Here is a 25,492-nt window from a genome sequence, read left to right on the forward strand (position 1 = left end):
AAATAGCCTGGGTTCGCTTCGCTCGAAACCCAGGCGGACGCCGCGACGGCGGCAGTCAATCTTCAGTCCCGCATCAGGCGACCTTGCGGGCGGATGCGGCGACCGGCTGCATCGAGTCGGTTTCGTTGAACCGCTGATGCCACGAGAATGCTTCTTCGAGCAGATGCGGCGTCTGGCCGCCGCGTTCGCAGGCGCGATCGAAGTAGTCTTGCAGCGCGTCGCGGTAAGACGGATGCACGCAGTTCTGGATGATGGCGCGCGCGCGCTCGCGCGGGGCGAGACCGCGCAGGTCGGCCAGACCGCATTCCGTGACCAGCACATCGACATCGTGCTCGGTGTGATCGACGTGGGACACCATCGGGACCACGCTGGAGATGTCTCCACTCTTGGCCATCGACTTGGACACGAAGATCGAGATATGCGCGTTGCGGGCGAAGTCGCCTGAGCCGCCAATGCCGTTCATCATGTGCGTGCCGCCCACGTGCGTGGAATTCACGTTGCCGTAAATGTCGAATTCCAGCGCCGTATTGATGGCAATGATGCCAAGGCGACGCACGATTTCAGGCGCGTTGCTGATCTCTTGCGGGCGCAGCACGATGCGCTGGCGGTAGTGTTCCATGTTGGCGAGGATCTTTTCATACACCGGCTTGGAGACGGTGATGGAGGACGCCGATGCGAATGCGAGCTTGCCTTGGTCGAGGAGCTCGATGGCGCTGTCCTGCAGCACCTCGGAGTACATGACCAGGTTCTCGAAGTCTGATGACTCAAAGCCGTGCAATACCGCATTGGCGATGGTGCCGATGCCAGCCTGCAGCGGCAGCAGCGAATTGGTCAGACGGCCGGCGTTGACTTCGCCGCGCAGGAATTGGTTGATGTGGCCCGCGATCGCGTTGGTTTCTGCGTCGGGCGGCAGCGCGTTGGAGGGACTGTCGGGCTCCTGCGTGATGACGATGGCGGCGATGCGGGAAGGATCCACCTCGATGAAGGGCTGGCCGATGCGCTGGTCTGCCGACACCAGGCCGATGGGCTGGCGGGCGGGACGACCGCCGGGGATGTAGATGTCGTGCAGACCTTCGATGGCCGCCGGCACGCTCGTGTTCAGTTCGACGATGATCTTGTCGGCCTGTTGCACGAACGACGCCGAATTGCCCACCGACATCGTCGGCACGATCGCGCCGGTTTCGGTGATGGCGGCGGCCTCGATGATGGCCACGTTGATGGGGCCCAGGTGACCGGCCCGCAATTGTTCCACCGTTTCGGACAGGTGCTGGTCGACAAAGGCGATTTCGCCTTGATTGATCTTGCGGCGCAGGGTCGTGTCGACCTGGAACGGCAGCCGCCGCGCGAGCGCATTGGCCTGCGCCAGCATCTTGTCGGTGTCGTGCCCGAGCGATGCGCCGGTGATCAAGGTGATGGAGAGCGGTTCGCGTTCGGCTCGCGCGGCCAGCGCAGCGGGCACCGACTTACAGTCGCCCGCCCGGGTAAATCCACTCATTCCGACGGTCATTCCGTCCTGAATCAGTAAGGCGGCCTGTTCGGCTGTGGTGATCCGGGCGTGCAGTTCTGAGTTGCGGATCCGGTCGAAAGGCATGTTGTCTCCAAATTCAAAGGCTTGCGGCTTAGGGCCGGGCGAGGCGAAGGATCTTCAGCGCCCGGGCACCGTCTGACGCGGCGTTTCCCGAGGTTCCAAGGGCCGCGGATGCGGGCGATGGAACGATTTTTCGGCAGTATAGGAACGCGGGCGAAAATCTCGTAATGACTTAAAATCATCCAATCCAGTCGTTTTTTTCATCATTTGCGTTTTTGTCGCGCATCGCGCGAAGGGGCCAGCTTTCCCATGGACGTGCGCGCTTTGCGGTATTTCGTGGAAACCGTCCGCCATGCCAGCTTCACGCAGGCAGCGAAGGCGCTGTTCGTCACGCAGTCCACGGTGAGCAAGATGATCCGGCAGCTGGAAGAAGAAGCCGGCACGCCACTCCTGATTCGCGACGGGCATACGGCCCGCCCCACCGATACAGGCCGCGTCATGTACCAGCGCGGTCTGCAGGTGCTGGAGACCATGCGCCAGCTGTCGGAAGAACTGCGGCAAACCGCGGAACTGGGGCGCGGCGCGCTGGAGGTGGGTATTCCCCCGATGATCAATCTGCTGTTCACGCCGGTGGTCAAGCGGTTTCGTGAATTGCATCCCGGCATTCATCTGACGCTGCGCGAAGGGACCGGCCAGGCCGTGGAAGGCCTGGTGGCCAGCGGCGAACTGGAGGTTGGAGCCACCATCCTGCCGGTCGCCCCCGACGGCGGCCTGGTTGCTCAAGCGTTTGGCAGCTATCCGATTTGGGTGATTGGACCGCCCGACGCGCCCTGGTCCGGAAAGACCTCATTGCCGCTGAGCGCGTTGCGCGACGCGCGGCTGCTGATTCCCACCGACGACTTCGCGATCACCCGGCGGTTGCGCCAGGCGTTTGCCGATGCGGGACTGCAGCCCAGCATCGCGGCGCAGAGCGCTCACTGGGATTTCCTGGTGGCGATGGCGTCGGCAGGGCTGGGGGTGGCCCTGCTTCCCGAACCCCTGATGCAACGGATGAAGACGCGGGGCCTTAGCACCGCCAAGCTGGCGAAATCCGGCATGCAGTGGGAAGTTGGGCATATCTGGCTGCAATCCGGCTATCTGTCGTTCGCCGCCCGCGCCTGGCTGGAGGTGTGCGATGCCGTGCTGGGCAAGCCTCGGAGCCGGGCGGCGCGCGCCCCCCACGGCTCTGGGAGTTGAATCCAAACGTTCGGCTCGTAAACAGGGGTTGCTAGGGGGCCATGGCCGCCCGCGGGCGACGCCCAAGCGCCCGAAATCCGGCCCCGTTTTTATGCCCGCCAACGACGATATTCACCGCGCAGGCGTGAACTCTGAAATTTAGGGACGCAACAGCATTTTTGTTGCAACGGGCAGCCGGGCGGCTTGTTATGCTGCCGCCTCGACGCGAGCAACTCGCCCCAAGAACATGACCCCCACCACGTACCCTCTGCTCATGCGCGCCCGCCTCCTTCGCGCGCCCAACCTGGCGGCGCTGCTTGCCGCGCTGCTGCTGGTGTTCAGCTTGCTGCCCGCCTTTGCGGCGCCGCCCGCCACCCCAGCCGACACCGAAGCCGTACTGGCCGCCGCGCGTAAACAGATCGACGAGATCCGCAAGCAGATCCCCGACCAAACGGACGACGCCGTGCTGCTCAAACAGCGTGGCGAAGCGCTGGATATTCAATCGAAAGCGGATGCCGCCACGGAGGCGCTGACGCCGCAGCTGGCCAGCGTGACCGCGCGCCTGAGCGAACTGGGCACGCCGCCGGACGGCGCCAAGGAAGCGCCCGATGTGGCGGCACAGCGCACGCAGCTTGAGAAAAACAGCCGCGCCCTGGACGCGCAACTCAAGCTGGCGCGGCTACTGTCGGTAGACGCCGGACAGACCGCCGAACAGATATCGGCCCAGCGGCGCAAGCAGTTCCAGGCGCGCCTGGGCGAGCGTCGCGATTCCTTCCTGTCTGGCCAGTTCTGGACCGAATTCCGCCAGGAATTCCCCCGGGATCTGGAGCGGCTGGAAGCCCTGCGCGATGACCTCACCACCGCCGTCGGACAGACGCCCAAGTGGGGCTGGCTGCTGCTCGCCGTCGTCGCCGGTCTGGCGATTGCACTGCGCGTCTGGGTTGGCCGTTACCTGCTGCAGTTGACGGCAACGCGCGTGCCGCCTGGCCGGTTGCGCCGTTCTTTCCTGGCCGTGGCCCTCGTCGCGCTGTCGGTCGCGACGCCCGGCGTGATCGCCTTGCTGATCCAGGCCGGCCTGGACTGGCGGTCGCAACTGTCGGACCGCACCGCGTCACTCCTGACCAACCTGGTGGCGACCGTGTGTTTTGGCGGGTTCGTTTCGGGGCTGGGCTTCGCGCTGCTGTCGACCAAGCGTCCTTCCTGGCGCCTGCCCCCGGTCAGCGACATCGTGGCGAACCGCCTGCGCTGGCTCCCCGGCACGCTAGGCGTGCTGGTGGTCCTGATCTGGCTCGCCGAAAGGTTGCCCGTGCTGCTCGACGCCAGCCTGACGACGACCATTACGCTGACGGGCATCGTGGGCGTGCTGAGCATGGCGATGCTGGCCGCCGTATTGGCGATCAGCCGTCGCTTGCGCCGGCAGGTCATGCAGGACAGCGAAGCGCCGATTCCGCTGTGGGTCTCGCTGATGTTGGCCGCAATCTGGACGGTGCTGATCGTCAGCCTTGCCAGCCTGCTGGCGGGATACGTGGCGTTTGGCAGCTTCCTGGTCAAGCAGGTGTTGTGGGTGCTGATCGTGCTGGCCTCGGCCTACCTGGCCTCCACGCTGATCGAGGACGGATTCAGCACGCTGCTGGGTACGGCGCACCGCGAAGGTGGCGAAGGCGAAGGACCTAGCATGCGCGATCAGGCCGCCGTGCTGCTGTCGGGCCTCGGCCGCGTGGCAATCGCGTTGCTGGCCATCATTCTGGTGCTTGCGCCCTTCGGCGAGGCGCCGATGGATCTGGTGCAGCGCTTTGACCAGCTGCGTAAAGGTCTGGCCATCGGTGAGGCGCAGATCCGCCCGGGCGCGGTGCTGCAGGCGCTGATCGTGCTGGCGCTGTCGTTGCTGAGCGTCAAGATGCTCAAGCGCTGGCTCTCGAACCGCTACCTGCCCACGACCGAACTGGATCCCGGCATGCAGCTGTCTGCCGCGACGCTGTTCGGCTACGGCGGTTTCGTGCTGGCGGTGGCGTTGTCGCTGTCCGCGGCCGGGATCGGTCTCGAACGGGTTGCGTGGATTGCGAGCGCGCTGTCGGTGGGTATCGGTTTCGGCCTTCAGGCCGTCGTGCAGAATTTCGTGTCGGGTCTGATCCTGCTTGCCGAGCGGCCGGTGAAGGTGGGCGACTGGGTGTCGCTCGGCGGCGTGGAAGGCGACATCCTGCGCATCAACGTGCGCGCCACCGAGATCCAGATGGGCGACCGGTCCACGGTGATCGTGCCCAATTCCGAATTCGTGACGAAGACGGTGCGCAACGTGACGCGGTCCAACCCGCTTGGGCTGGTGCAGATCAAGCTGCCCATGCCGTTGTCGACGGATGCCGAAAAGGTGCGCGAGCTGATGCTGCAAGCCTTTGCCGATCACGAGGACGTGTTGGAGTCGCCTGCGCCCAACGTATTCCTGGACGGGATCGATGCAGGCCACCTGATCTTCAACGCGAGGGGCTACGTGTCCTCGCCCCGTGCGGCGTACGGCGTGCGAAGCGCGCTTCTATTCACGGTGCTCAAGCGGCTGGACGAGGCCAAGCTCGAAGTGTCGTCGCCGCCGACGATGCTGATTGCGGCGGCGCCGGAGCCCGCGCAGGCGCCTGCGCCCATCGCGGTAGCCCCGCCCGCTTCACCCTGATTGCCCGCGCGGCCGCCCGGCCTCGGCCCCGCCGTCTCAGCCGGGCGAATACAGGTCGGCAAACTGCTGACGCTCCAGGCGGGGATTGCGAAGCGGCGGCGCGGTAAACGCCGCGCTGCGAGCCGACATCACGGGATAGCCTTGCGGCGCCTGCGCCTGGGGCGCGACGGGCACGGGGCCCGCCGTCTGGACGGGCGTTTGCGGCGCGACCTGCGCCACGGCGCCGCTGTCGAACCGGTGATCCGCCGTCGTCAAGGCCGGATTGGTGCACAGTCCCTGCGCCACCAGTGCCGCCTTGGTGCGGTCGTCGGTCTGGCACAGGATGTCGATGGCTGCCGTTTCCAGACGCCGAGAGCGGTCCGCGTCCTTGGTCGACGCCGCCGCCTGCATCGTGCGCTCGAAATTGCGGCGAAGGCTGCATTTTTGGTCTTCGATCGGAATCGCAACGTTCATCCCGAATCCCACGACGGAACCGCCGCCGCCCGCCGACACCATGCAGCTGTCGGACGAGAACGAGCCGTAGAAGCTCTGGCCGCCGACCGGCGGCGCGCTGCGCAACGTGCTGGTGCCGCTATTGCTGGAATTGAGCGTGATGCCCTGGTTGTTGCCCGCATTGGTCGACCCGGACGATGCCGAGGTCGAGGAGCTGGACGTGCTGGTCTGCGCCCCGGCCGACATGGCGGCAAGCGACAGGGAAATGGCTAGAACTATGGTCTTCATGATGTCCCCTCGCCCGGACGGCCGAAGCCGTCCGGATAATTCGGTCAGCGATTGAACCCGCCGACATGGCCCACCGCGCCAATGCCGTGTATCGACCCGAAAGCGCCGATGTTCGCTGCATGGAACGTCCCCGTCGCCGATGCGCTCGTTTCCGTCTTGCCGAATGTGGCGCCGCCGTTCGCGATGCTGTCGCCGACCATGATCGGCGCGTTGCCAGACACATGCCCGTAAGACTCGCTATTGGCGTATTGCCGTGTGCTGGTGACGACTTGCGTGCCGTCGCGGCTGAACGTGCCGCCGACCTCCGCGATGCCGCCCGTGCTGCCGAACGACGTCTGGCTCGATGAGCCGTAGCCGTTGATCTGGGTGGCGACCACCGAACTGCCGGTGGAGATGGATGACGCGGTACCGTTGATGGCGCCGGCGTGGCCGGTTACCGAACCTCCGACCTGGCCCGGGCCAGTGGCGTAAGCCGATGCGGCGAACAATGACAACGCGGCGACTGCTGCGAGCTTTTTCATTTGAGCTCCTCCTGATCCGTCTGCACGGATGCACAGGTGCCGGAGACCGACCGGCGCGGACCGTTACTCCCCCAAGTACTGCGCCCGTCCAGGGCCAGGGCGTGGGACTTTCGTATTGGTACGGAATGATTGCGCCGTCCTAGGCAGGTCGGTATCGGTTAAACGAACGACCGGGTCTTTCTGGCGGATGGACGCGCGAATTACACAAACCTGAAAGAGGAGACGCCGGGCCCATGCGGCCATGCGTATGGATGACGCCAAGCGTGCGCGAAGACCCGCCGTCCGGGCGGCTGTCAGCTCAAAGGATGGGTGTGCGCGCGGGCGGCTCGCGCATGATATCTAGCGCGCAAGAGGGCGAGCCTCCTCTTGCGCCAGGCGCAGCCACCAGCCGGTCTCGCGCCGCGCCAGCATCAGGTCCACGGCAACCATGACCAGCAGGAATCCGCACTCGGCCAGATTCAGATTGGCGACAACTTGATAGGTCGCCAGCAGGGCGATGCCGGTGACGCCGGCAAAATATGCGGGCCAAGCGGGTGGCACCCCGGACGCGACGGCTCGCGGGCGGCGCGACAGGCACAACCACGCCACCAGCGGCAGGCTCAGCATCGACAGAGGGATGTAAATGGCGATGGCCGACAGCAGCACGTCGACCGCGAACTGCGTATGCAGGAACAGGGACATCAATACGATCATGCCGACGCCTACATACCAGAGCAGGCGAAGGGAAATGAGACGAGTCAAGGTAACGGCTCGGTGATTCATCAATCGGACTGGAAGCGGAAATTTCGGCCATACTACTCCCGGCCTTGCCCCCCTCCCCCTTCAATCGGAGACAAAACCATGATTCAGGAGATTGCCAGCATCCACGTCCGCGAAGGACAGGAAGCGCTGTTCGAAGCCGGTGTGACTCAGGCGAAGCCGCTTTTTCTGCGCGCCAAGGGTTGCCATGGCATGGAACTGTACCGCAGCATCGAGCAGCCGCAGCGTTACACGTTGGTGGTGGACTGGGAAACGGTCGAAAACCACATGGTGGATTTCCGCAAGTCGCCCGATTTCCAGGAATGGCGCAAGCTGGTGGGCGGCTTTTTTGTCGAGCCGCCCCAGGTGCACCACGAACAGAAAGTGATCTGAACGCCCCCGCGCCGGGCACCAGCACGGCGCGGCGCTATTCTTGCGGCGGCTCGTTGTACTTGCGCGCACTGCGCCGGAACGCATCGGCGGGGTACTTGCTGGCGTTCTTCTCCATCTTGCCGGCTACCGCCTGCGCGATATCGATGCCCAGCTGATCGGCAAGCGCCACCAGATACATCTGCACATCGGCGATCTCGTCCGCGGCATCCGCAAGGCGGGCGGCGGACATATTGCGCGACTCGTCTTCGCTTAGCCACTGAAACAGCGAAACCAGCTCGCCCGTTTCGCCCGCCAGGGCCATGGCCAGATTCTTCGGCGAATGGAACTGCTGCCATTCGCGTTCGGCCGTGAACCGACGCACGGCAAGCCGGATCTGTTGCAGGTCTGACATGGAAACTCCCACAAAAATGACGCCGCGCTAAACCGAGGCCAGGCGAGCGCTGGCCGCAAGCGCCACCGCAACCGTCGTGCGCACGTCGGCCAACGCCCTGTGAGTGGGCTGCGAGGCGCCCACGTGCCGCGCAAGGATGTCGAGTTTGTGCGACGTCAGCTCGGGCCACGCGCGGCGCGCCAGCGCCAACGTGCAGTGGGTGGCGTTCGAGAAAGGCATCCCCGTCTGGTCTGCCGCGGCGCTGAGGAAGCGCCGATCGAACGAGGCGTTGTGGAAAAACACCGGCAGGTCCTCGACAAACGCCAGGAACGAAGAAAAGGCCTGCGCGACCGGTATGCCGTCGCGATCGACTTCGGCCTGCGTGATGCCGGTAAGGCGCGAAATGAAGGAGGGCACGCGTGCGCAGGTCCGCACGACCTGTGTGTACTCGTTCACCACGGCGCCGCCCTCGCCGACCCTGACCGCCGCGAATTCAAGGATTTCGCAACTGGCGGTGGACAGGCCGGTCGTTTCAAGGTCGGCCACGATGAACGGGCCGCCCAACGCGTCAAGGGCTTGCGTGACCGCGGCCTGAGCTCGGGCCGCGGGCCGGGAGGGGCGTGCCGGCGATGCGCCGCTCGAAGGCGTGCGCCGATAGAAAAATGTCACGGGCCTACTCCGCGGGGTGCAGCGCGGCGAAGCGGTCCGAACCGTCGGCAAGCTTGCCAAAGAACAGCTCGGCCGGTCGCACCCACAGACCGCGCGCATGCGGCCAAAGATGTTCGTACACCACCATCGATTCCTCGGTCTCGGAATGGCGGGCAGTGCCCACATAGCGATACAGGCCGCCCTTGTAGTGGCGGTGCGTGGCAAGTGCTAGGGCTTCGGATTCGGTCATGGACATCGGCGGCAAATGGCGTGGCCCGCGGCGGAAACTGCCCGCGCGGGCCACGGAGGATCGGCAATGCCGTCTTTATAGCGCAATCGGGACCCGCTTCGCGCGGGCGCGGCCTCGTCACGCGGCGCGCAGACGTGCCGTGGCCTCGACGCGGGTTTCGGTCAGGTCTTCGGTGACGGCGGCCAGCTTGGCCGATTGCGCGAGCGACACTTCAACCACCTGACCCATGATTTCGGTGACGCGGCGGGATGAGGCGACGATGCCCTCCATTGTGCCTCCTGCTGACTGGACGTGCACCGCGCCGCCTTCGACCTGCGCGACCGACGTCGTGATGAGCGCCTTGATTTCCTTGGCGGCGGCGGCGCTGCTCTGCGCCAGGTTGCGGACTTCGGACGCCACGACCGCAAACCCCTTGCCGTGTTCGCCCGCGCGCGCCGCTTCGACCGCGGCGTTCAGCGCCAGGATGTTGGTCTGGAATGCGATGCCGTCCATGACCCCGATGATTTCGGAGATTCGGCGCGAACTGCCGGTGATGGCTTCCATCGTGGCCACCACCTCGCGCATCGTGTCACCACCGATTTCCGCGACGCGGCTTGCGTCCTGCGCAAGGCTGTTGGCCTGCCGCGCCCGTTCGGCGTTCTCCGTCAGGCCTTGCACGGCGACCTGCAACGTCTGCGCCGCCGTAAACCGCTTGGTGATGTCGGTGGCAAATTTCACGACCTTGAAGGGCCGGCCCTGCGCGTCGAAGATCGGGTTGTAACTGGCTTCGATCCACACCTGGCGGCCGCCCTTGCCCAGGCGCATGTACTGACCCGTGTCATGTTCGCCATTGCGCAGCCTGCGCCAGAAGTCCTTGTAGGCCGTGCTTCTTGCCTCGTCGGCAGGGACGAACATGCTGTGGTGGCGGCCCAGCACCTCGTCCGCGCGATAGCCCACCGCATTGAGGAACAGATCGTTGGCGCGCACGATGGTGCCGTCCAGTTCGAACTCGATGATCGCCTGAACCTTGGAGATCGCCTCGAGCTGGCCTTCGGAATCCGCCTGCCGGTGTTGCTGCTCGGTGATGTCCGTGGCGTACTTGATGACCTTCAGTGGCTGCCCGCGCTTGTCAAAGATGGGGTTGTAGGACGCCTGCAGCCAGACATCCGATCCGTCTTTGCGAATTCGCCGGTAGCGGCCGGAATCATGGGCGCCCTGCCCCAGCCTTTCCCAGAAGGCCGCATACTGCGCCGACCCGCGCTCTTGCGGCGCGATGAACATACGATGGTGCTGTCCCTGGATCTCGTCGAGCGCATAGCCCATGGTGTCCAGGAAATTCTGGTTGGCCGTCAAGATGTGGCCATTCAGATCAAACTCGATGACCGCCTGCGATTTATGGATCGCGTCGATTTGTCCGAGCAGATCAGCCTTGTCGGTGCTGCGGTATCCACGGATGAAGCGGCCAAGAGTATGCCAAAGCATGGTGACCTCCAGGGGTGAGTTTGCCGGCGTGCCTGGTACACGTGTATCTAATAGATACTATTAATCCCAGAAATTATCACGACTCATCGCGTTTTTTGGGATCCGTCGAAAATAAATTCGAATCGTCGTCACGACGCACACCCCGGGTAATCCCGGGTTCAAGCCGCATCCAGCTCGCGATACTGACGGAAAATCCCTTCGCCAAATGGAAGACGGCGTCCGCTTGCAAAATACGCCTGCAATTCGGGCAGCGCGGTCACGCGTTCGTGCAGCGCAAACACATTGGGATAATCCGCCGCCACCGTGGCCATGCGTTTAGGAAAGGCGTACAAGAGCCCGTCGACAAGGTGATACAAGGACAGGTCGACATATGTCCATTTGCCGCCTCCCGCCAGCCAGGCATCCTTCCCGTCCAGCAGCCGCTCGAAGTATCCCAAAAACTTCGGAATACGCTCTTCGCGAAAAACCCGGGCGCGACGAGCAGCCTCTTCCTTCTGGTCTTCGTAATAATCGCTGGCGGAAATGGGGTGATGGGTGTCGTGCGCTTCGGCCACCATGTCGGCGATCGTGAGTTGCAGCTGATTTACCCACAATCGTCCTTCGAGCGATTCAGGGGCAAGGCCATGTTTCTCGCCAAGGAAAAGCAGGATGTTGGCCGTCTGCCCCAGCGTCATTTTTCCGGCCACCAGATAAGGCGGGGCAAACGGCGGATGCTTGCGGGCGGATCGCATGTCATCGATCAACGTGCCTTCGTCGGCGCCCGGATCACGCGCCCGCTCCCGATAAGGAATGCCGCCCGCTTCCAGCGCCAGGCGCACGAATTCTCCCCGTCCGGGGATGCCATCCCAATACCAAAGGTCGTAAGTCATACGGTCTCCTTTCAGTTGGCGCAGCCGAATCTGCAGTCTGCAGCCGCGGCCGGCTGTTAGCAAGGCGCATGCCGCAGACGCTGAAAAACGCGGCGATAAAAAAACGCGCAGACGGCGGGCCTGCGCGTTTTTCATGCTGGGGTCGTGTGTTTACCCCTGCGCCGCGTCTTCGAGAATCAATTCGGCGCCGCGTTCGGCCACCATCATGACAGCGGCCTGCGTGTTGCCGGAAACCATTCTCGGCATGACCGACGCATCCACCACGCGCAGGCCCGTCAGCCCATTGACCCGCAAACGCACGTCGGTGACGGCCGCCGCATCCGTCCCCATGCGGCAGGTGCCGATGGGGTGATAGATGGTCTGACCGTTGCGCCGGGCGAAATCCAGCCATTCGTCGTCGGTGTCCACATCCGGCCCCGGGCTGATTTCCGCTTGCACATAGCGCTGCATGGCGGGCCGGCCCACGATGCGCCGGGCCACCTGCATGCCGCCCACCAGGCTATCGCGGTCGACCTGCGCGGACAGAAAGTTGGGCCGGATGGCTGGTCCAGCCATGGGGTCGGCCGACTTGATGTGAATGGTCCCGACCGACTCGGGACGCAACTGGGCCACGCCGATGGTCATGCCAGGGTGGCGATCCAGAATGCGTTCGGCCGCGTTGGCGTAACTGGCGTGCACAAAGAAAAACTGCACGTCCGGCGTGGGCAGGCCGGGACGGCTTTTCACGAAGCCATGCACCAACCCCGTGCCGAGCGTCAGGATGCCTTTGCGGCTCAGGTAATAGCGCGCCACCTGCTGCGCCAGCCGCCAGCCGCGCGACATCTCGTTCAAGGTCACCGTGTTCTTGACGCGCCAGTTCATGCGCGTGGCGAAGTGGTCGATGTAGTTTTCGCCCACCGACGGCTGCGCGTGCACGAGGTCGATGCCATGCGTCTTCAACAGGGCCGGGTTGCCCACGCCGGACAATTCGAGCAATTGCGGCGACTGCACCGCACCCATGCAAAGCAACGTTTCGCGGCGCGCGCGCACCGTGTGCTCTTGCCCGTTCTTGCGATAGGCCACACCGACGCAGCGCTTTCCTTCGAATACCAGCCTCGTGACATGGGCGCCGCATTCGACGCTGAGATTGCGCCGGCCGGCCGCCGGTTTCAGGTAGCCGTCCACGACGCTCCAGCGCCGGCCACGGTGCTGAAGCACCTGGTAGTAGCCCACGCCTTCCTGGTCGCCGCTGTTGTAATCCGGATTGAACGGCTGGCCGTCTTCGCGCGCGGCCTGCAGGAAGGCATCCGAAACGGGGAAGCGTTCGGCGACCTCTTCGAGGTGCATCGGCCCCTCCTTGCCGCGGTGCTCGCCCCCCGGCGCGTAGTTCTCGATCTTGCGGTAGATGCGCTCGGCTACGTCGCGGCCCCAACCTGCCGCGCCGGCCGCCACCCACCCGTCGTAATCCTGGGGCTGGCCGCGCACGTAGATCATGCCGTTGATGAGCGTCGATCCGCCCAACCCCTTGCCGCGCGGCACGGCGATGACCCGGCCGTGGACGTTGTCCTCGGGCTCGGTCGCAAAGCGCCAGTTGTACTGCGGATCGACCAGCAGCTTGGAAAAGCCCGCTGGAATCGGAATCCACATGCTGCGCGCCTCGTGGCCGGCTTCCAGCAGCAGTACGCGATACCTGCCATCCGCACTGAGGCGGTTGGCCAGGATGCAGCCGGCCGTTCCGCCGCCCGCGATGATGAAATCGTAGTCGCCCATCTTTTTCCACCGGGTTCCGGATATGCGTCACGCGCCTAGCGCGCGGCCGTCACGCCCAGCGTTTCCACCATCAGTTCGATCTGGCAGGCCAGCATCGGCGCGCCGTAATGGACCTTGCAGCCGCGCGCCTGCGCCGCGACGAGCAACGCGGTGTCCTTGGGCTGCATGATGACCTCGCAGACCAGTTGATCCCGCGTCAAGCGGCTGGCGTCCAGCGGCAGCGGATCGCCTTCCTTCATGCCCAACGACGTGCCGTTGACGACCAGGTCATGGCCGGACGGATCGGCGTTGCCCACTGAGATCTGCGCGTCCGGATGCAGCGACAGGATGCGGGCCTTGAGGTCCTCGGCCTTGGCCGGCGTGCGGTTGGCGATGGTCAGGCGCGACACGCCAGACTGCACGAGTGCAAAGCCGATCGCGTTGGCCGCGCCGCCCGCGCCCGCCAGATAGACGCTCTTGCCTTCCGGCGAGACGCCGCAACTGCGCAGACCGCGGACAAAACCTTCGCCGTCCAGCATATGGGCCACCAGACGCCCATCGGCCTCGCGCCGCAGCACGTTGGCCGCGCCGATCTTGCGCGCGACAGGCGTGGCTTCGTCGGCCAATTCCAGGATGGCCGTCTTGTGCGGCACCGTGACGATCACGCCTCCCAGGTTTTCCAGACGGCGCAGGCCCTCAACCACGGCAGCAAGGTTGTCCGGCCGCGCGTGAAACGGCACGCAAACCCCGTCATAGCCGATCTTGGCGAAATGCTCGTTCATGCGCTGCGGCGTCTTCACATGGTGAATGGGATCGGCCAGGATGCCGAACAGGCGCGTGTTGCCGCTGATTTCGTTCATGGATGTCTCCGGATCAAAGCTTGATGAATTCCCGCGCGACGCCGGCAATGCCTTCGGCGTCGAGCTTGTAATGGGCGTACAGGGTGGTCGGCGGCGCAATGAGGCTGTATTCGTCATAGATGCCATGACGGCGCAGCCGGGTACCGGTGCCTGCGTCGGCCAGCACCTCGGCGACCGCCGATCCGAGGCCGCCCAGCACATTGTGCTCTTCGACCGTCATCATCAGCCGGGATTGACCCGCAGCCTTCAGGATGGCGTCGCGGTCCAGCGGCTTGATCGTGGGCATGTCGATCACGCCCACCGACAGGCCCTCTTCGCGCAACTGCCGGGCGGCGGCCAGCGCGCCGTGCAGCGTGATGCCGCACGCGATCAGCGTCAGGTCGCTACCAACACCGTGGACAATCGCCCGGCCAAACTCGAACGGCGTGCCGTCTTCATAGACCTGCGGATCGCGCCCGCGTCCGATACGGAAGTAGATGGGCTCGGGCCAGTCCGCGGATGCCCTGATGGCGGACGCGAGTTGCGGCCCGTCGGCAGGCGACACCACCGTCAGTCCCGCGAGCGCGCGCATGGTGGAGATGTCTTCGGTGGCGTGGTGGGACGTGCCATAGAAGCCCAGGCTGATTCCGGTGTGATGGCCTATCAGGCGCACCGGCAGCCGCGTGTAGGCGACATCCATCCGGATCTGCTCGCAGCACAACAGGCCGAGGAACGAGGCAAAGGTGGCGACGAACGGCATCATGCCGGTCGTCGCAAGCCCGGCCGCCGCCGACACCATGTTCTGCTCGGAGATGCCGAACTGCACATAGCGATCGGGGTAGGCCTGGGCGAAACGGTTCAAGCCGTTCGAGTACTGCAGGTCGGCCGACCCGGCCACGACCGGATGCCCCGCCTTCGCCAGATCGATCAGCGCATCAGAGAGATAAGACAGCCCGGGGTTCACCGCATTGAGGGCGCGGTACTGCCAGGAATCGGGGGAGAGGACTTGTGCCTGTGCCATTCAGATCTCGCGGGAGAGGATTTCTTCGACAGCGCTTTGCGCATCTTGAGGAGCCAGGTAGCCCAGGTGCCAACCCGGTTCGGTTTCCATGTAGGTCACGCCCTTGCCCTTGACGGTGCGGGCGATCACGCAGGCCGGCCGGGCGCGCGAGTCGTCGTCGCGCAGACGGCGCAGCAACGCCGTCAGGTCGGCAAGATTGTGGCCGTCGACCTCGTGGACCTCCCAGCCGAACGCCTGCCATTTCTCCTTCAGCGATTCCACGCCCATGACGTCGTCGACCTTGCCGTCGAGCTGATAGCCGTTGCGATCGACGATGGCGATCAGACGGGACAAGCGATTGTGCGCCGCGAAGAGCGCGGCTTCCCAGACCTGCCCTTCCTGCATTTCGCCGTCGCCGAGCATCACGAACACGTTGAAGTCGCGTGCGTTCATGCGCCCGCCCACCGCCATGCCCACGCCGTTGGACAAGGCGTGGCCGATGGAACCGGAGCTGAAGTCCACGCCGGGCACCTTGCTCATGTCGGGGTGATCGCCCAGGGGACTGCCCAGCCGCGTGTAGCCGTCGAGCAGCTCACGGTCGATGAAGCCCAGATCGGCCAGTATCGGGAACAAGCCCACCGCGGCGTGGCCCTTGCCCATGAGGAAACGATCGCGATCCGGCCATTGCGGCTCGCCATGCCGCAGGCGCATCACATCGTAGTAGAGCGCCGCGAATATCTCGGCGCACGAGAACACGGAGCTGTAATGACCGACCTTGGCAATTTCAATGAGGCGGATCGTCTCAAGCCTGATATGGCGGGCCTTTTCCCGCAGCCTCGCGATTTCCCCCGCGGTAAGGGTCCCCTGCTCCTTGCGCATCGCGCCTCCTCGTGTTGTATAGATATATGATATATAATATACCCATTGCGCTCGAATTGGCTACGCCGGGCTAGAATCGCTCCTGGGTTCGTCCCGCATCCCCTATACAGCAAGCCAGAAACGCCATGCCCAGCCTCAAACCGGTAAAAAAAGAGAACCTTTCCGTCAGGGTCTACAACGAAATCCGCAATGCCCTGATCAATGGGCAGTACGAACCTGGCGAGCGCCTGATCATTGGCGAACTGGCGCAGGAAATGGGCGTGTCCATCACGCCGGTTCGCGAAGCCATCTTCCGGCTCATCAGCGAACAAGGCCTGGAGATGCAGGCGGCCACCGCGGTGTATGTTCCGTACGTCAACTCGGAAAAGCTGCGGGAGATCCAGCAGATCCGCTTTCACCTGGAAGGCATGGGCGCCGCCGAAGCCGCGCAGCACATCACGCGCAAGCAGCTCGACAACCTGATCTCGCTGCAGCGCGATTTCATCTCGTGCACCTCCACCGATCCCAAACGCGCCAGCTACCTGAACCGCAAGTTCCACTTCGCCATCCTGGAAGCCAGCAACAAGCCCATCCTGCGCAACACGGTCGAGTCGTTCTGGGTCATCACCGGCCCCATCCTCAAGGTGTTTCACGTCAAGACGGCGGGGCTGGATTACTCGCAGAACGAACACCGCCACGAGGCCGTGATCGAGGCCCTTGAGGCGCGCGATTCGGAAGCGGCGCGGGAAGCCATTCAGGCCGACCTGGTATGGGGCGGAAAGATCATGATCGACTGGCTGGTCGAACGGGAAAAAGAACTCGACTACCGCCCCCCCGGGGCCCGCAAATAGGAAGACGCCATGCTGAAGATTTTTGGAGCGCCCAGCCGCTACATCCAGGGATCGGGCGCCCTGGAAACGTTGGGACAATATGCGGCGCTGTTCGGAAGACGCGCCGCGCTCGTCATCGACAGCTATGTCCATGGCGTGCTGGGTCCAAGAATCGAGGCGTTGTGCGCCGGGCACGGCGTGACGCTTGTGCCGCTGATCGTGGAAGGCGACCTGACGCCCGAGGTCATTGACGGCTTGCGCGCGCAGGCCGCGCCCGCGGGCATCGACATGGTCATTGCGGTGGGCGGCGGCAAGTCGCTGGATGCGGGCAAGGCCGTTGCGAAGTCGTCCCACTGTCACCTGATCACCGTTCCCACTGTTGCGTCCAACGACGCGCCCACCAGCAAGAACTACGTGCTTTACGACGCGCATCACAATCTCCTTGCCGTCGAGCACATGCTGTTCAATCCCACCATCGTGCTGGTCGACACCGCGATCATCGCGACCGCGCCGGTGCATTTCTTTCGCGCCGGACTGGGCGATGCGATTTCCAAGAAGTTCGAAGCCGAGCAATGCCAGCGCAATGGCGGCAAGAACATGTATGACGCGGCGCCGCTGCTCACGGCCCAGCTCATCGCGGATGGCTGCCTGCGCACGCTGATGGCGGACGGCGCTGACGCCGTGGCCGTGGCGGGAACCGGCCAGCCCACGCCCGCGTTCGAGCGCGTGGTGGAAGCGATGATCCTCATGAGCGGTCTCGGTTTCGAAAGCGGCGGTCTGTCCATTGCCCACGCCCTGACGCGCGGGCTGCCTAAGATCAACGGCATCGCGACGGCGCTGCATGGCCTGCAGGTCGCGGTGGGCCTGCTGGTGCAGCTGGACCTGGAAAACCGCGGCGATGGCATGTTGGCCGATTTGCAACAGTGGTACGCCCAGGTCGGCCTGCCGGCCACGCTGCGCGAACTCGGCGCGCCCGGCCAGCCGACCGACGCGGAACTGACGTTGGCCGCGGACCTCAGCCTGAAAGCCAGGCATGCCGCCAACTTCGATCGCACGCTGGATGTGAGCACGCTGGCTGAGGCCTTGCGGCGCCACGCCTGATCCGGCTTAGCGCAAAAAAGCGGGCGGCGCTGACCGCCCGCCCGCGCCGCTTGCCCGGTCAGAACGCGACGTTGTCCTTTCCTTTCAACCCCAGCTTGGCCCGCGCCTCGTCCGGCGTGGCGACATCGAGGTTCAAGGCTTCGAGAATGCCGCGGATGCGTTCGACCTGAACGCGGTTGGATTCGGCCAGCTGACCCGGCCCGATCCACAGCGAATCCTCCAGCCCAACCCGCACGTTCGAGCCCATGGCCGCGCCGATGGTCGCCAGCGGCATCTGGTTGCGTCCGGCGCCCAGGATCGACCACTCGTAATCGTTGCCAAACAGGCGGTCCGCCGTGCGCTTCATGTGCATCAGGTCTTCCGGATGCGGACCGATCCCGCCCAGAATGCCGAACACGGACTGGATGAAGGGCGGCGACTTGACCAGACCGCGGTCCACGAAATGGGCCAGGTTGTAAAGATGGCTGATGTCATAGCACTCGAATTCGAACCGCGTGCCGTTGGCGTTGCCCAGCGTCAGGATGGATTCGATGTCCTGGTACGTGTTGCGAAAGATCAGCGAGCGGCTGTTTTCCAGATGCTCGCGCTCCCAGTCGTACTTGAACTCCGAGAAGCGGTCCAGCATGGGAAAGAGGCCGAAGTTCATGGAACCCATGTTCAACGACGCCAGCTCCGGCTGGAACGTGGTGGCGGGCCGCATGCGCTCTTCCACCGTCATGTGCGGACTGCCGCCCGTGGTGATGTTGATGATGGCGTCGGTCTCGCGCTTGATGCGTTCCAGGAAGGGCTTGAACAGCGCCGGGTCCTGCGAAGGCTTGCCGGTCTGGGGATCCCGCGCATGCAGGTGCAACACTGCAGCGCCGGCCTTGGCGGCGCCAATGGCGGCCTCGGCGATCTCGTCGGCCGTGACCGGCAGGTGCGGCGACATGCTGGGCGTGTGGATGGCGCCCGTCACGGCGCAGGTGATGACGACTTTCGATTTGGGCTTAGCCATTGTTGTCTCCGTTGCATTGTTTGTGACGCATGAGGCGCATCAGCTTTTCGTCACGCCAGAAGCGGCGTGCGGCAAGATCCTCTTCGGGCAGCAAGGCGCGCCGCTCGTCGGAAAGTGAGTCGACCAGTTCGCCCTCCCAGGCCACGCAATCGCCTTGCGTGGCGCCGATGGACTGGTACAGGCCGCCGTAACGCCGGCAGTAATCGGCGATGCCGCCCGGCGCATTCAGATCGATGGTTTCAAAGGGGCCCATGAAGGACCAGCGCAGACCAAGTCCGTCCTTGACCGTGGTGTCGATGTCTTGCGCGCTGGCGATGCCCTGGCTTGCTAGTCGGAAGGCCTCTTGCAGCAACGCGCCTTGCAGACGGTTCAGAATGAAGCCTTCGATTTCGCGCCGCACGAGCACGGGCTTCTGGCCGATGCCGGTCATGATTTCCCGCGCGCCCGCCAACGCTTCAGGACTGGTCCAAGGTGCCGGACACAGTTCGACCACAGGAATCAGGTAAGGCGGATTGACGGGATGAGCGACGAGGCACCGGCGCCTGCCGGCAAGATGCTCGGTGAACTGGCTTGCCGGGATGCTGGACGTGGAACTGCCGATGATGGCGTGCGGTTCGGCCAAAGCATCCAGTTCGGAAAAGAGCGCACGCTTGATCTCCACTTTTTCCGGTGAGTTCTCCTGGACGTAGCTGGCGCCGGCCAGGGCTTCATGCAGGCTGGAAGACACCTGCACACGATCGACAATGGCATCGGCATCGTCCAGCAAGCCCTGCGCTTGCAGCACGCGCAGCTGCTGCAGGATCAGGGTGCGCGCCTCGGCGAGCATGGCGGCATTGACGTCGTGAAGCCGCACTTCCCAGCCCATGCGCGCAAAGACAATGGCCCACCCCTGCCCGATCAATCCCGTTCCAATGATGGCGGCGCGCCGCACGGTGTTTTCCGCGTCCATCAGTAGAGCTTTTGTGTGAAGCCGTCCACCACGATGGCCTGCCCGGTGACGCTGCGGGCGGCCTCGCTGGCGTTGAACAGGACCATGTTGGCGATATCGCGCGCGGTGACCATGCGGCCAAGCACGGCCTGGTTTTCGTATTGGGCCGCGATCTCTTGAACCGGCCGGCCCAGTGTGTCGGCCTTGGCGGCGATCACCGCGCGAATGCGGGGACCTTCGACCGCGCCGGGCAGAATGGCGTTGACGCGGATGTTATGAGGACCCAGCTCGATGGCGAGCGACTTGGTGAAACCGATCACCGCCCACTTGGATGCCGAATACACCGACCGGCCGGCGAACCCGAGGTGCCCGGCCGCCGACGACAGATTGATCATCACGCCCGCCTTCGATTCCTTGAGCAGCGCAATGGCCTGGCGCGCGCACAGGAATTGGCCCGTGATGTTGACGGCAAGTGTGCGATCCCAGTCCGCCTTGGAAAGCGTTTCCACAAAGCCCGTGGGACCGGCGACGCCGGCGTTGTTGATCAGGATGTCCAGACCGCCCAGCGTCTGGCGGACCGCCGCGAAGAGCTGCTCGACGCTGGCCTCGTCAGACACATCGGCATGCGCCACGTGCACGCCGGGCAATTCGGTGGGCAAGGCTGCCAGCCGCGCTTCATTGACGTCGCACACGAACACGGTGGCGCCGGCATGATGAAAGACCTTGGCCATTTCCAGACCCAGTCCATCGGCGCCGGCCGTGATAAGCACTTTCTTGCCGTTGAAATCGACTTCCTCGAACATGCTCTTGTCTCCTCGGATCGTTCTTATGAGCGCGAATCATCATATACGATATATGATAAAACCGGCTATGCTGTGATCCGCCAAGCGACCCTCACCTCGTGCAAAAGGCGTGGTCCGCCAGACGGAATCAAGTGTGGTTTTTTCTTGTATATCGGCCGCTAAGGCTTTATTCATGCGGTTTCAGGGAATTCCCTGATTCGGCATGCAGCGGCCGCCACTAGAATCCAAGGCGAGGGTTTCACGCCCCGCCGGCACATATATCATATATAGCAAAAGACGGACGGACCTCAGAATCCAGTCCGCATCCCATACCGACAAAGGAGCGTAGACAGTGTTCAAGTTCAACAAAATTGTTTTGGCGCTGGGTGTGTGCGGCGCGCTGGCAAGCGGCACCGCAGCGGCCGACATGAAGGTAGGCGCCCTGTTCCCGTTCAGTGGCGCGCTTGCGCTGCTTGGACAGGAAAGCTATCGCGGACTAGAACTGGCCGTGAACGAGATCAACGCCGCGGGGGGAGTGAACGGCGAAAAGATCGAAATCATCAAGGCCGACGCCGTGGATCCCACGCAGGCCGTGTCGGAAACCAAGCGTCTGATCTCGGCCAACGTGGTCGGCGTCTTCGGCAGCTACGCGTCGGGCATTTCGTACGCCGCCTCGCCCGTAACCGAGCTGGCCGGCGTGCCCTACTTCGAGTTGGGCGCCACCGCGCACAAGATCACCACGCGCGGCTACAAGTACCTGTTCCGCAGCAATCCCAACACCGCGCTGTACGGCGTGTCGGTCGTGAATGCGCTGCACGAGACCATCGCGCCCGGGATGGGCCTGAACCCCAAGGACATCAAGATTGGCATCATCCACGAAGACGGCCCGTATGGGACCGACGTGGCGGCCACCGAAAAGAAGCGCGCGCAGGAACTTGGCTACAACGTCGTCGAAGTTCTGCCCTACTCGGCCAAGACCGTTGACCTGTCTTCGCTGATCTTGCGCCTGAAGGGCGCCAAGGCCGACGTCGTGCTGCAGACGGCCTACCAGAACGACGCCATCCTGTTCTTCAGCCAGGCGCGCGCGGCGGGCTTCAAGCCCAAGGTCGTGATCGGCGCGGGCGGCGGCTATTCGCTTGCCGACACCGCCAAGGCCGTGGGCGCCGACATGAACGGCGTGTTCGACCTGGACTTCCCGCAAGCATCCATCAATCCGGCCGGCGCGCCGGGGCTGGACAAGTTCCTGAAGGCCTACAAGGACACGTACAAGAGCGATCCGCAATCCGGCCACAGCCTGACCAACTACGTCGGCGCCAAGGCCTTCTTTGAAGCGATCGGCAACGCCAAGTCGACCGACAAGGACAAGATCCGCGCAGCGGTGCTGGCCTACAAGAAGCCCGCGGGCCAGACGGCCAATGGCTGGGGGTTCGACTTCGGCGAAGACGGACAGAACAACGCGTCCACCTTCTACGTGATGCAGTGGCAGGACGGCAAGCTCGTCACCATCGGTCCTGACAACCTCGCTCTCGGCAAGCCCATCTTCAAGAAATAAAGCGCGATGCCAGCGGCCGGACGCCGGGGGCTTGCAGCCCCGGTGCGCGTCCGGCATTACCCGGGGTTCGAGCGCCCCGTCCCTGGACGCTGCGGGACGGGGACGGGGCGCCTCCCGCACTTAGAGGTTGCACAATGGAATTATTCATTCAACTGGTCATCAATGGCCTGTTGCTGGGCGGCGCATACACGATCATCAGCCTGGGGCTGACACTCATCTTCGGCGTCGTGCGCGTCGTGAACTTCGCGCACGGCGAGTTCCTGATGATCGGCATGTACATGGTCTATCTGATCGCGGCGCAGTTCGGCATCCACCCCTACGCCGGCCTGATTCCTGTCGCCGTGATCCTGTTCGCGCTGGGCGCGCTGACGCAGAAGGGCATCATCCAGCCGTTGCTGCACGCCGACCAGCACATCCAGATCTTCGCCACGGTGGGGGTATCCACCATCCTGCTGAACCTGGCACTCGTGATTTTCGGGGCCAACGTGTACCGCGCGCCGGTTGAGCTGGGCACCAACGCCATCGACGTCGGCCCGTTCTCGATGGTCACCGGCCAGCTCGTCACCTTCGTCATCGGCCTGACCCTGGCCGTGCTGCTGCACCTGTTCATGCACCGCACCTATCTTGGCCGCGCGCTGCGCGCCGTGGCGCAGCACCGCTATGCCGCCACGCTGATGGGCGTGAACGTCAACAACGTGTACGCCATCGCCTTCGGCCTGGGCACCGCATTCGTGGGCATCGCCGCGGGTCTGCTTGCGCCGCAGTATCCGGTGTTCCCGACGGTGGGCACGTACTTCGTGCTGACCGCGTTTGTCATCGTGGTGCTGGGCGGCCTGGGCAGCCTGTACGGCGCGGTCGCCGGCTCCATGATCATCGGCATCGTCGACACGCTGGCGGGTTTCTACATCGCGCCCGACCTGAAGGAAGTCGTCTATTTCGGGATCTTCCTCTTGATCCTTGTCCTGAAGCCGAACGGTCTGTTCGGCATCGGCACAGAGTGACCAGAACAACAAGGAGCAAGACGTGTTTCCCGACTTTCGATATCCCAAAGCCTACGTCAGCCTCATTCTGCTGATCACGATGTTCCTCGTGCCCGTCGTCATGGGCACGCCCTTCTGGACCAACCTCTTTGTCCTGCTGTTCGTGTTTTCCGCGCTGTCGGTTGCCTGGAACATCGTGGGCGGCTATGCCGGCCAGTTGTCCCTGGGCCACGCGGTGTTCTATGGCATCGGCGGCTACACGGCCACGCTGCTGACGCAGAACTTCGGCATCTCGCCGTGGATCGGCATGTTTGCGGGCGCGGCCATTTCCGCCGCCGTCGCCATCCTGATCAGCTATCCCACGCTGCGTCTGCGGGGTCCCTTCTTTGCGCTGGCGACCATCGCCATCCTGGAAGTCGTGCGCCTCCTGGTCATCCACGAGGAAAGCTGGACGGGCGGTTCCAGCGGCATCAGCCTGCCCTTGAACATCGGCTGGGCCTGGATCGTGTTCCGCGAGAAGATCAACTACGTCATCATCGCGTTCGGCCTGTTCGTGCTGGTGACCTGGGTCTCGTGGTACGTCCGCAAGTCGCGCATCGGGCATTACCTGATCGCGATCCGCGAACGCGAGGACGCGGCGCTAGCGGTAGGCATCCACACCGTGCGCGTGAAGATCATCGCCGCCGTCGTATCGGCCGTGCTGACCAGCATCATCGGCACTTTCCACATCACGTATCTGACCTTCGTCGACCCCAGCTCCGCGTTCTCGCTCGAGCTGTCCATCCAGGTCGCGATGTTTGCGCTGATCGGCGGACTGGGCACCGTGTCCGGCCCCATCGCGGGCACCTTCCTGGTGCTGCCCATTGCGGAACTGGCGCGCGGCTGGCTCAGCAGCGTGGGCAACGGCATGCACGGGTTGATCTACGGCCTGATCCTGGTGGCGGTGGTGTTGACGATTCCGCGCGGTCTGGCCGGCGCTTTCGGGCCCTTCATCGAGCGCATGCTGGCGCGCCTTCCCTACCTGGGCACGCCCCCGGCCAAGCGCAAGCTCGCCGACGAGATCCGCATCCGCAACGCCACGCGCAGCGAGCAGCCCGTGCTGAAAGCGGAGGGACTGTTCAAGAGCTTTGGCGGCCTGCGCGCCACCAACGACGTGTCGCTCACGCTCAACCAGCACGAGATCCTGGGCATGATCGGCCCCAACGGCGCCGGCAAGACCACGGTGTTCAACCTGCTGTCGGGCTTTCTGTCGCCGGACAAGGGCGACATCACGATGCGCGACGAGCAAGGCAACTGGGTCAGCTGCAAGACGCCCGACGCCTTTGCGCACAAGGGCTTGGGCCGCACGTTCCAGATCGCCAAACCGTTCACGGGATTGACGGTGCTGGAGAACATCATGCTGGGCGCCTTCATTCACACGTCCGACCGCGACGAAGCCGAGCAGATCGCGCTGAAGGTGGCCGAGCAGACCGACCTGGTGAAGTACTTGAACACCGAGGCGCGCAGCCTCACGGTGGGCGGCATGAAGCGGCTGGAGGTGGCGCGGGCGCTGGCGATCAAGCCGCGCATCCTGCTGCTGGATGAAGTGATGGCGGGCCTGAATCCCACGGACATCGAGAAATCGATCCAGATGATCCGGCGCATCCGCGATTCCGGCGTCTCGGTGCTGCTGATCGAACACATGATGCAGGCGACGATGGCGCTGTCCGACCGCATCATCGTCCTGAACGAAGGCGGCGTGCTGGTCAGCGGCGCCCCGAAGGACGTGGTCGAGAATCCGGCCGTCATCGAAGCCTATCTGGGCAAGGAGTATCAGGATGCTTAAGGTGTCGAATCTGACGTCGGGCTATGGCAAGAGCCAGGTGCTCAACGGCCTGAATTTCGAGGTGCACGCGGGCGAGATCGTCACGCTGATTGGCGCCAATGGCGCGGGCAAGACCACCACGCTCAAAACGCTGTGCGGGGTGATCGCCGCCACGCAAGGCAAGGTGGAATTCGAAGGCCAGGATCTGACCAACCTCCAGCCCTACGACATCGTGGATGCCGGGATCACGATGATTCCCGAAGGCCGCCAGCTCTTTCCGCACTTCACGGTGCGCGACAACCTGCTGATGGGCTCGTACAAGCGGGCGGCCCGCCCGATCGTCGAGCGCAAGCTCGAGGAAGTGCTGCGCATCTTCCCGCGCGTGAAGGAACGGTTGAGCCAGTACGCCGGATCGCTGTCGGGCGGCGAACAGCAGATGGTCGCCATCGCGCGCGGCATGATGGCCGATCCGAAACTGCTGGTGTTCGACGAGCCCTCGCTGGGCCTGTCGCCGCTGCTGGTGCAACAGATGTTCGACATCATCCGCGATGTCACCTCGCATGGCGTCACGGTGCTGCTGGTGGAGCAGAACGTGTTCCGCACGCTGCGCCTGGCCGATCGCGGCTACGTGCTTGAGAACGGCGCGATCGTGCGCACGGGCACCGGCGCCGAGCTGCTCAGCGATCCCCATGTCAAGAAGGCCTACCTGGGCCACTGAAAT

25 protein-coding genes are annotated in these 25,492 nt (G+C 64.1%); 9 read left to right on the forward strand and 16 right to left on the reverse strand.

Annotated elements, in window-relative coordinates:
• Nucleotides 1-73 precede the first annotated feature (73 nt).
• Nucleotides 74-1,591, reverse strand: coding sequence for an acetyl-CoA hydrolase/transferase family protein (locus LN047_RS20190; protein ID WP_373980018.1), 1,518 nt, complete (start codon nt 1,589-1,591; stop codon nt 74-76).
• Nucleotides 1,592-1,837: 246 nt separating this feature from the next.
• On the opposite strand from LN047_RS20190, the gene LN047_RS20195 reads away from it, so the two are divergent.
• Both LN047_RS20195 and LN047_RS20200 read left to right on the forward strand, forming a co-directional pair.
• Nucleotides 1,838-2,764: a LysR family transcriptional regulator gene (locus tag LN047_RS20195; protein WP_142053943.1), complete on the forward strand. Its 927-nt coding sequence runs from the start codon at nt 1,838-1,840 to the stop codon at nt 2,762-2,764.
• Nucleotides 2,765-2,990: 226 nt separating this feature from the next.
• A complete protein-coding gene (locus LN047_RS20200; protein ID WP_373980019.1) occupies nt 2,991-5,405 on the forward strand; it encodes a DUF3772 domain-containing protein in 2,415 nt (804 codons plus the stop codon).
• A gap of 36 nt (nt 5,406-5,441) precedes the next feature.
• Here LN047_RS20200 and LN047_RS20205 read toward each other — a convergent pair whose 3' ends face one another.
• The 3 genes from LN047_RS20205 to LN047_RS20215 form a co-directional block, all read right to left on the reverse strand.
• On the reverse strand, nt 5,442-6,125 hold the full coding sequence (locus LN047_RS20205) for a hypothetical protein (protein ID WP_056326941.1): 684 nt from the start codon (nt 6,123-6,125) through the stop codon (nt 5,442-5,444).
• Nucleotides 6,126-6,169: 44 nt separating this feature from the next.
• Nucleotides 6,170-6,646: a hypothetical protein gene (locus LN047_RS20210; protein WP_056326939.1), complete on the reverse strand. Its 477-nt coding sequence runs from the start codon at nt 6,644-6,646 to the stop codon at nt 6,170-6,172.
• A gap of 339 nt (nt 6,647-6,985) precedes the next feature.
• Complete coding sequence (locus LN047_RS20215) at nt 6,986-7,339, reverse strand: hypothetical protein (protein WP_373980020.1); 354 nt, start codon at nt 7,337-7,339, stop codon at nt 6,986-6,988.
• A 147-nt stretch (nt 7,340-7,486) separates the two neighbouring features.
• On the opposite strand from LN047_RS20215, the gene LN047_RS20220 reads away from it, so the two are divergent.
• On the forward strand, nt 7,487-7,777 hold the full coding sequence (locus LN047_RS20220) for an antibiotic biosynthesis monooxygenase (protein ID WP_373980021.1): 291 nt from the start codon (nt 7,487-7,489) through the stop codon (nt 7,775-7,777).
• 34 nt (nt 7,778-7,811) lie between these two features.
• On the opposite strand, the gene LN047_RS20225 is transcribed toward LN047_RS20220, so the two are convergent.
• From LN047_RS20225 to LN047_RS20265, 9 genes are all read right to left on the reverse strand, one after another.
• Nucleotides 7,812-8,168, reverse strand: a complete 357-nt coding sequence (locus LN047_RS20225) for a nucleotide pyrophosphohydrolase (protein ID WP_373980022.1) — start codon at nt 8,166-8,168, stop codon at nt 7,812-7,814.
• A gap of 27 nt (nt 8,169-8,195) precedes the next feature.
• On the reverse strand, nt 8,196-8,816 hold the full coding sequence (locus tag LN047_RS20230; RefSeq protein ID WP_279991575.1) for a 3'-5' exonuclease: 621 nt from the start codon (nt 8,814-8,816) through the stop codon (nt 8,196-8,198).
• A 4-nt stretch (nt 8,817-8,820) separates the two neighbouring features.
• Nucleotides 8,821-9,045, reverse strand: a complete 225-nt coding sequence (locus tag LN047_RS20235) for a DUF1653 domain-containing protein (RefSeq protein ID WP_062841788.1) — start codon at nt 9,043-9,045, stop codon at nt 8,821-8,823.
• 117 nt (nt 9,046-9,162) lie between these two features.
• Entirely contained in the window at nt 9,163-10,506 is a 1,344-nt protein-coding gene (locus tag LN047_RS20240) for a methyl-accepting chemotaxis protein (RefSeq protein WP_373980023.1), read from the reverse strand.
• Nucleotides 10,507-10,664: 158 nt separating this feature from the next.
• The gene (locus LN047_RS20245) at nt 10,665-11,375 is read right to left on the reverse strand and encodes a glutathione S-transferase (protein ID WP_373980024.1); all 711 of its coding nucleotides are present in this window, start codon (nt 11,373-11,375) and stop codon (nt 10,665-10,667) included.
• 150 nt (nt 11,376-11,525) lie between these two features.
• Nucleotides 11,526-13,124 (reverse strand): GMC family oxidoreductase, encoded by a 1,599-nt coding sequence (locus LN047_RS20250; RefSeq protein WP_373980025.1) that lies wholly within the window; start codon nt 13,122-13,124, stop codon nt 11,526-11,528.
• Between the two features lie 35 nt (nt 13,125-13,159).
• Nucleotides 13,160-13,963 (reverse strand): shikimate dehydrogenase, encoded by an 804-nt coding sequence (locus LN047_RS20255; RefSeq protein ID WP_373980026.1) that lies wholly within the window; start codon nt 13,961-13,963, stop codon nt 13,160-13,162.
• A 13-nt stretch (nt 13,964-13,976) separates the two neighbouring features.
• A complete protein-coding gene (locus tag LN047_RS20260) occupies nt 13,977-14,963 on the reverse strand; it encodes a transketolase family protein (protein ID WP_373980027.1) in 987 nt (328 codons plus the stop codon).
• Nucleotides 14,964-15,821 (reverse strand): transketolase, encoded by an 858-nt coding sequence (locus LN047_RS20265; protein WP_373980028.1) that lies wholly within the window; start codon nt 15,819-15,821, stop codon nt 14,964-14,966.
• A 125-nt stretch (nt 15,822-15,946) separates the two neighbouring features.
• Here LN047_RS20265 and LN047_RS20270 point away from each other — a divergent pair, with 125 nt between their 5' ends.
• Both LN047_RS20270 and LN047_RS20275 read left to right on the forward strand, forming a co-directional pair.
• The gene (locus LN047_RS20270) at nt 15,947-16,651 is read left to right on the forward strand and encodes a GntR family transcriptional regulator (RefSeq protein ID WP_373980029.1); all 705 of its coding nucleotides are present in this window, start codon (nt 15,947-15,949) and stop codon (nt 16,649-16,651) included.
• 9 nt (nt 16,652-16,660) lie between these two features.
• Entirely contained in the window at nt 16,661-17,731 is a 1,071-nt protein-coding gene (locus LN047_RS20275) for a glycerol dehydrogenase (protein WP_373980030.1), read from the forward strand.
• A 58-nt stretch (nt 17,732-17,789) separates the two neighbouring features.
• Here the strand turns inward: LN047_RS20275 and LN047_RS20280 are convergent, their stop codons facing one another.
• Genes LN047_RS20280 through LN047_RS20290 form a run of 3 tightly spaced genes read right to left on the reverse strand, consistent with a single transcriptional unit; the run spans nt 17,790 to nt 20,456 of the window.
• Nucleotides 17,790-18,725, reverse strand: coding sequence for a 3-keto-5-aminohexanoate cleavage protein (locus LN047_RS20280; RefSeq protein WP_373980031.1), 936 nt, complete (start codon nt 18,723-18,725; stop codon nt 17,790-17,792).
• Complete coding sequence (locus tag LN047_RS20285) at nt 18,718-19,674, reverse strand: 3-hydroxyacyl-CoA dehydrogenase (RefSeq protein WP_373980032.1); 957 nt, start codon at nt 19,672-19,674, stop codon at nt 18,718-18,720. Before LN047_RS20285 ends, LN047_RS20280 begins: the two co-directional genes overlap by 8 nt.
• Nucleotides 19,674-20,456, reverse strand: coding sequence for an SDR family oxidoreductase (locus LN047_RS20290; protein WP_175234916.1), 783 nt, complete (start codon nt 20,454-20,456; stop codon nt 19,674-19,676). The genes LN047_RS20285 and LN047_RS20290 overlap by 1 nt, the downstream gene beginning before the upstream one ends.
• A gap of 331 nt (nt 20,457-20,787) precedes the next feature.
• Between LN047_RS20290 and LN047_RS20295 the strand changes: the two genes are divergently transcribed.
• The 4 genes from LN047_RS20295 to LN047_RS20310 all read left to right on the forward strand — a co-directional run bounded on the left by LN047_RS20295 (nt 20,788) and on the right by LN047_RS20310 (nt 25,489).
• Complete coding sequence (locus LN047_RS20295; protein WP_056326909.1) at nt 20,788-21,987, forward strand: ABC transporter substrate-binding protein; 1,200 nt, start codon at nt 20,788-20,790, stop codon at nt 21,985-21,987.
• Between the two features lie 134 nt (nt 21,988-22,121).
• On the forward strand, nt 22,122-22,988 hold the full coding sequence (locus tag LN047_RS20300) for a branched-chain amino acid ABC transporter permease (protein WP_056326907.1): 867 nt from the start codon (nt 22,122-22,124) through the stop codon (nt 22,986-22,988).
• Nucleotides 22,989-23,010: 22 nt separating this feature from the next.
• Nucleotides 23,011-24,792: an ATP-binding cassette domain-containing protein gene (locus LN047_RS20305; RefSeq protein ID WP_373980033.1), complete on the forward strand. Its 1,782-nt coding sequence runs from the start codon at nt 23,011-23,013 to the stop codon at nt 24,790-24,792.
• Nucleotides 24,785-25,489 carry an ABC transporter ATP-binding protein gene (locus LN047_RS20310; RefSeq protein ID WP_062841762.1) on the forward strand — a complete coding sequence of 235 codons (705 nt, stop codon included), beginning with the start codon at nt 24,785-24,787 and terminating at the stop codon, nt 25,487-25,489. The genes LN047_RS20305 and LN047_RS20310 overlap by 8 nt, the downstream gene beginning before the upstream one ends.
• Nucleotides 25,490-25,492 lie beyond the last annotated feature (3 nt).

Source organism: Achromobacter sp. JD417 (assembly GCF_041879325.1).
GTDB lineage: Bacteria > Pseudomonadota > Gammaproteobacteria > Burkholderiales > Burkholderiaceae_B > Achromobacter > Achromobacter mucicolens.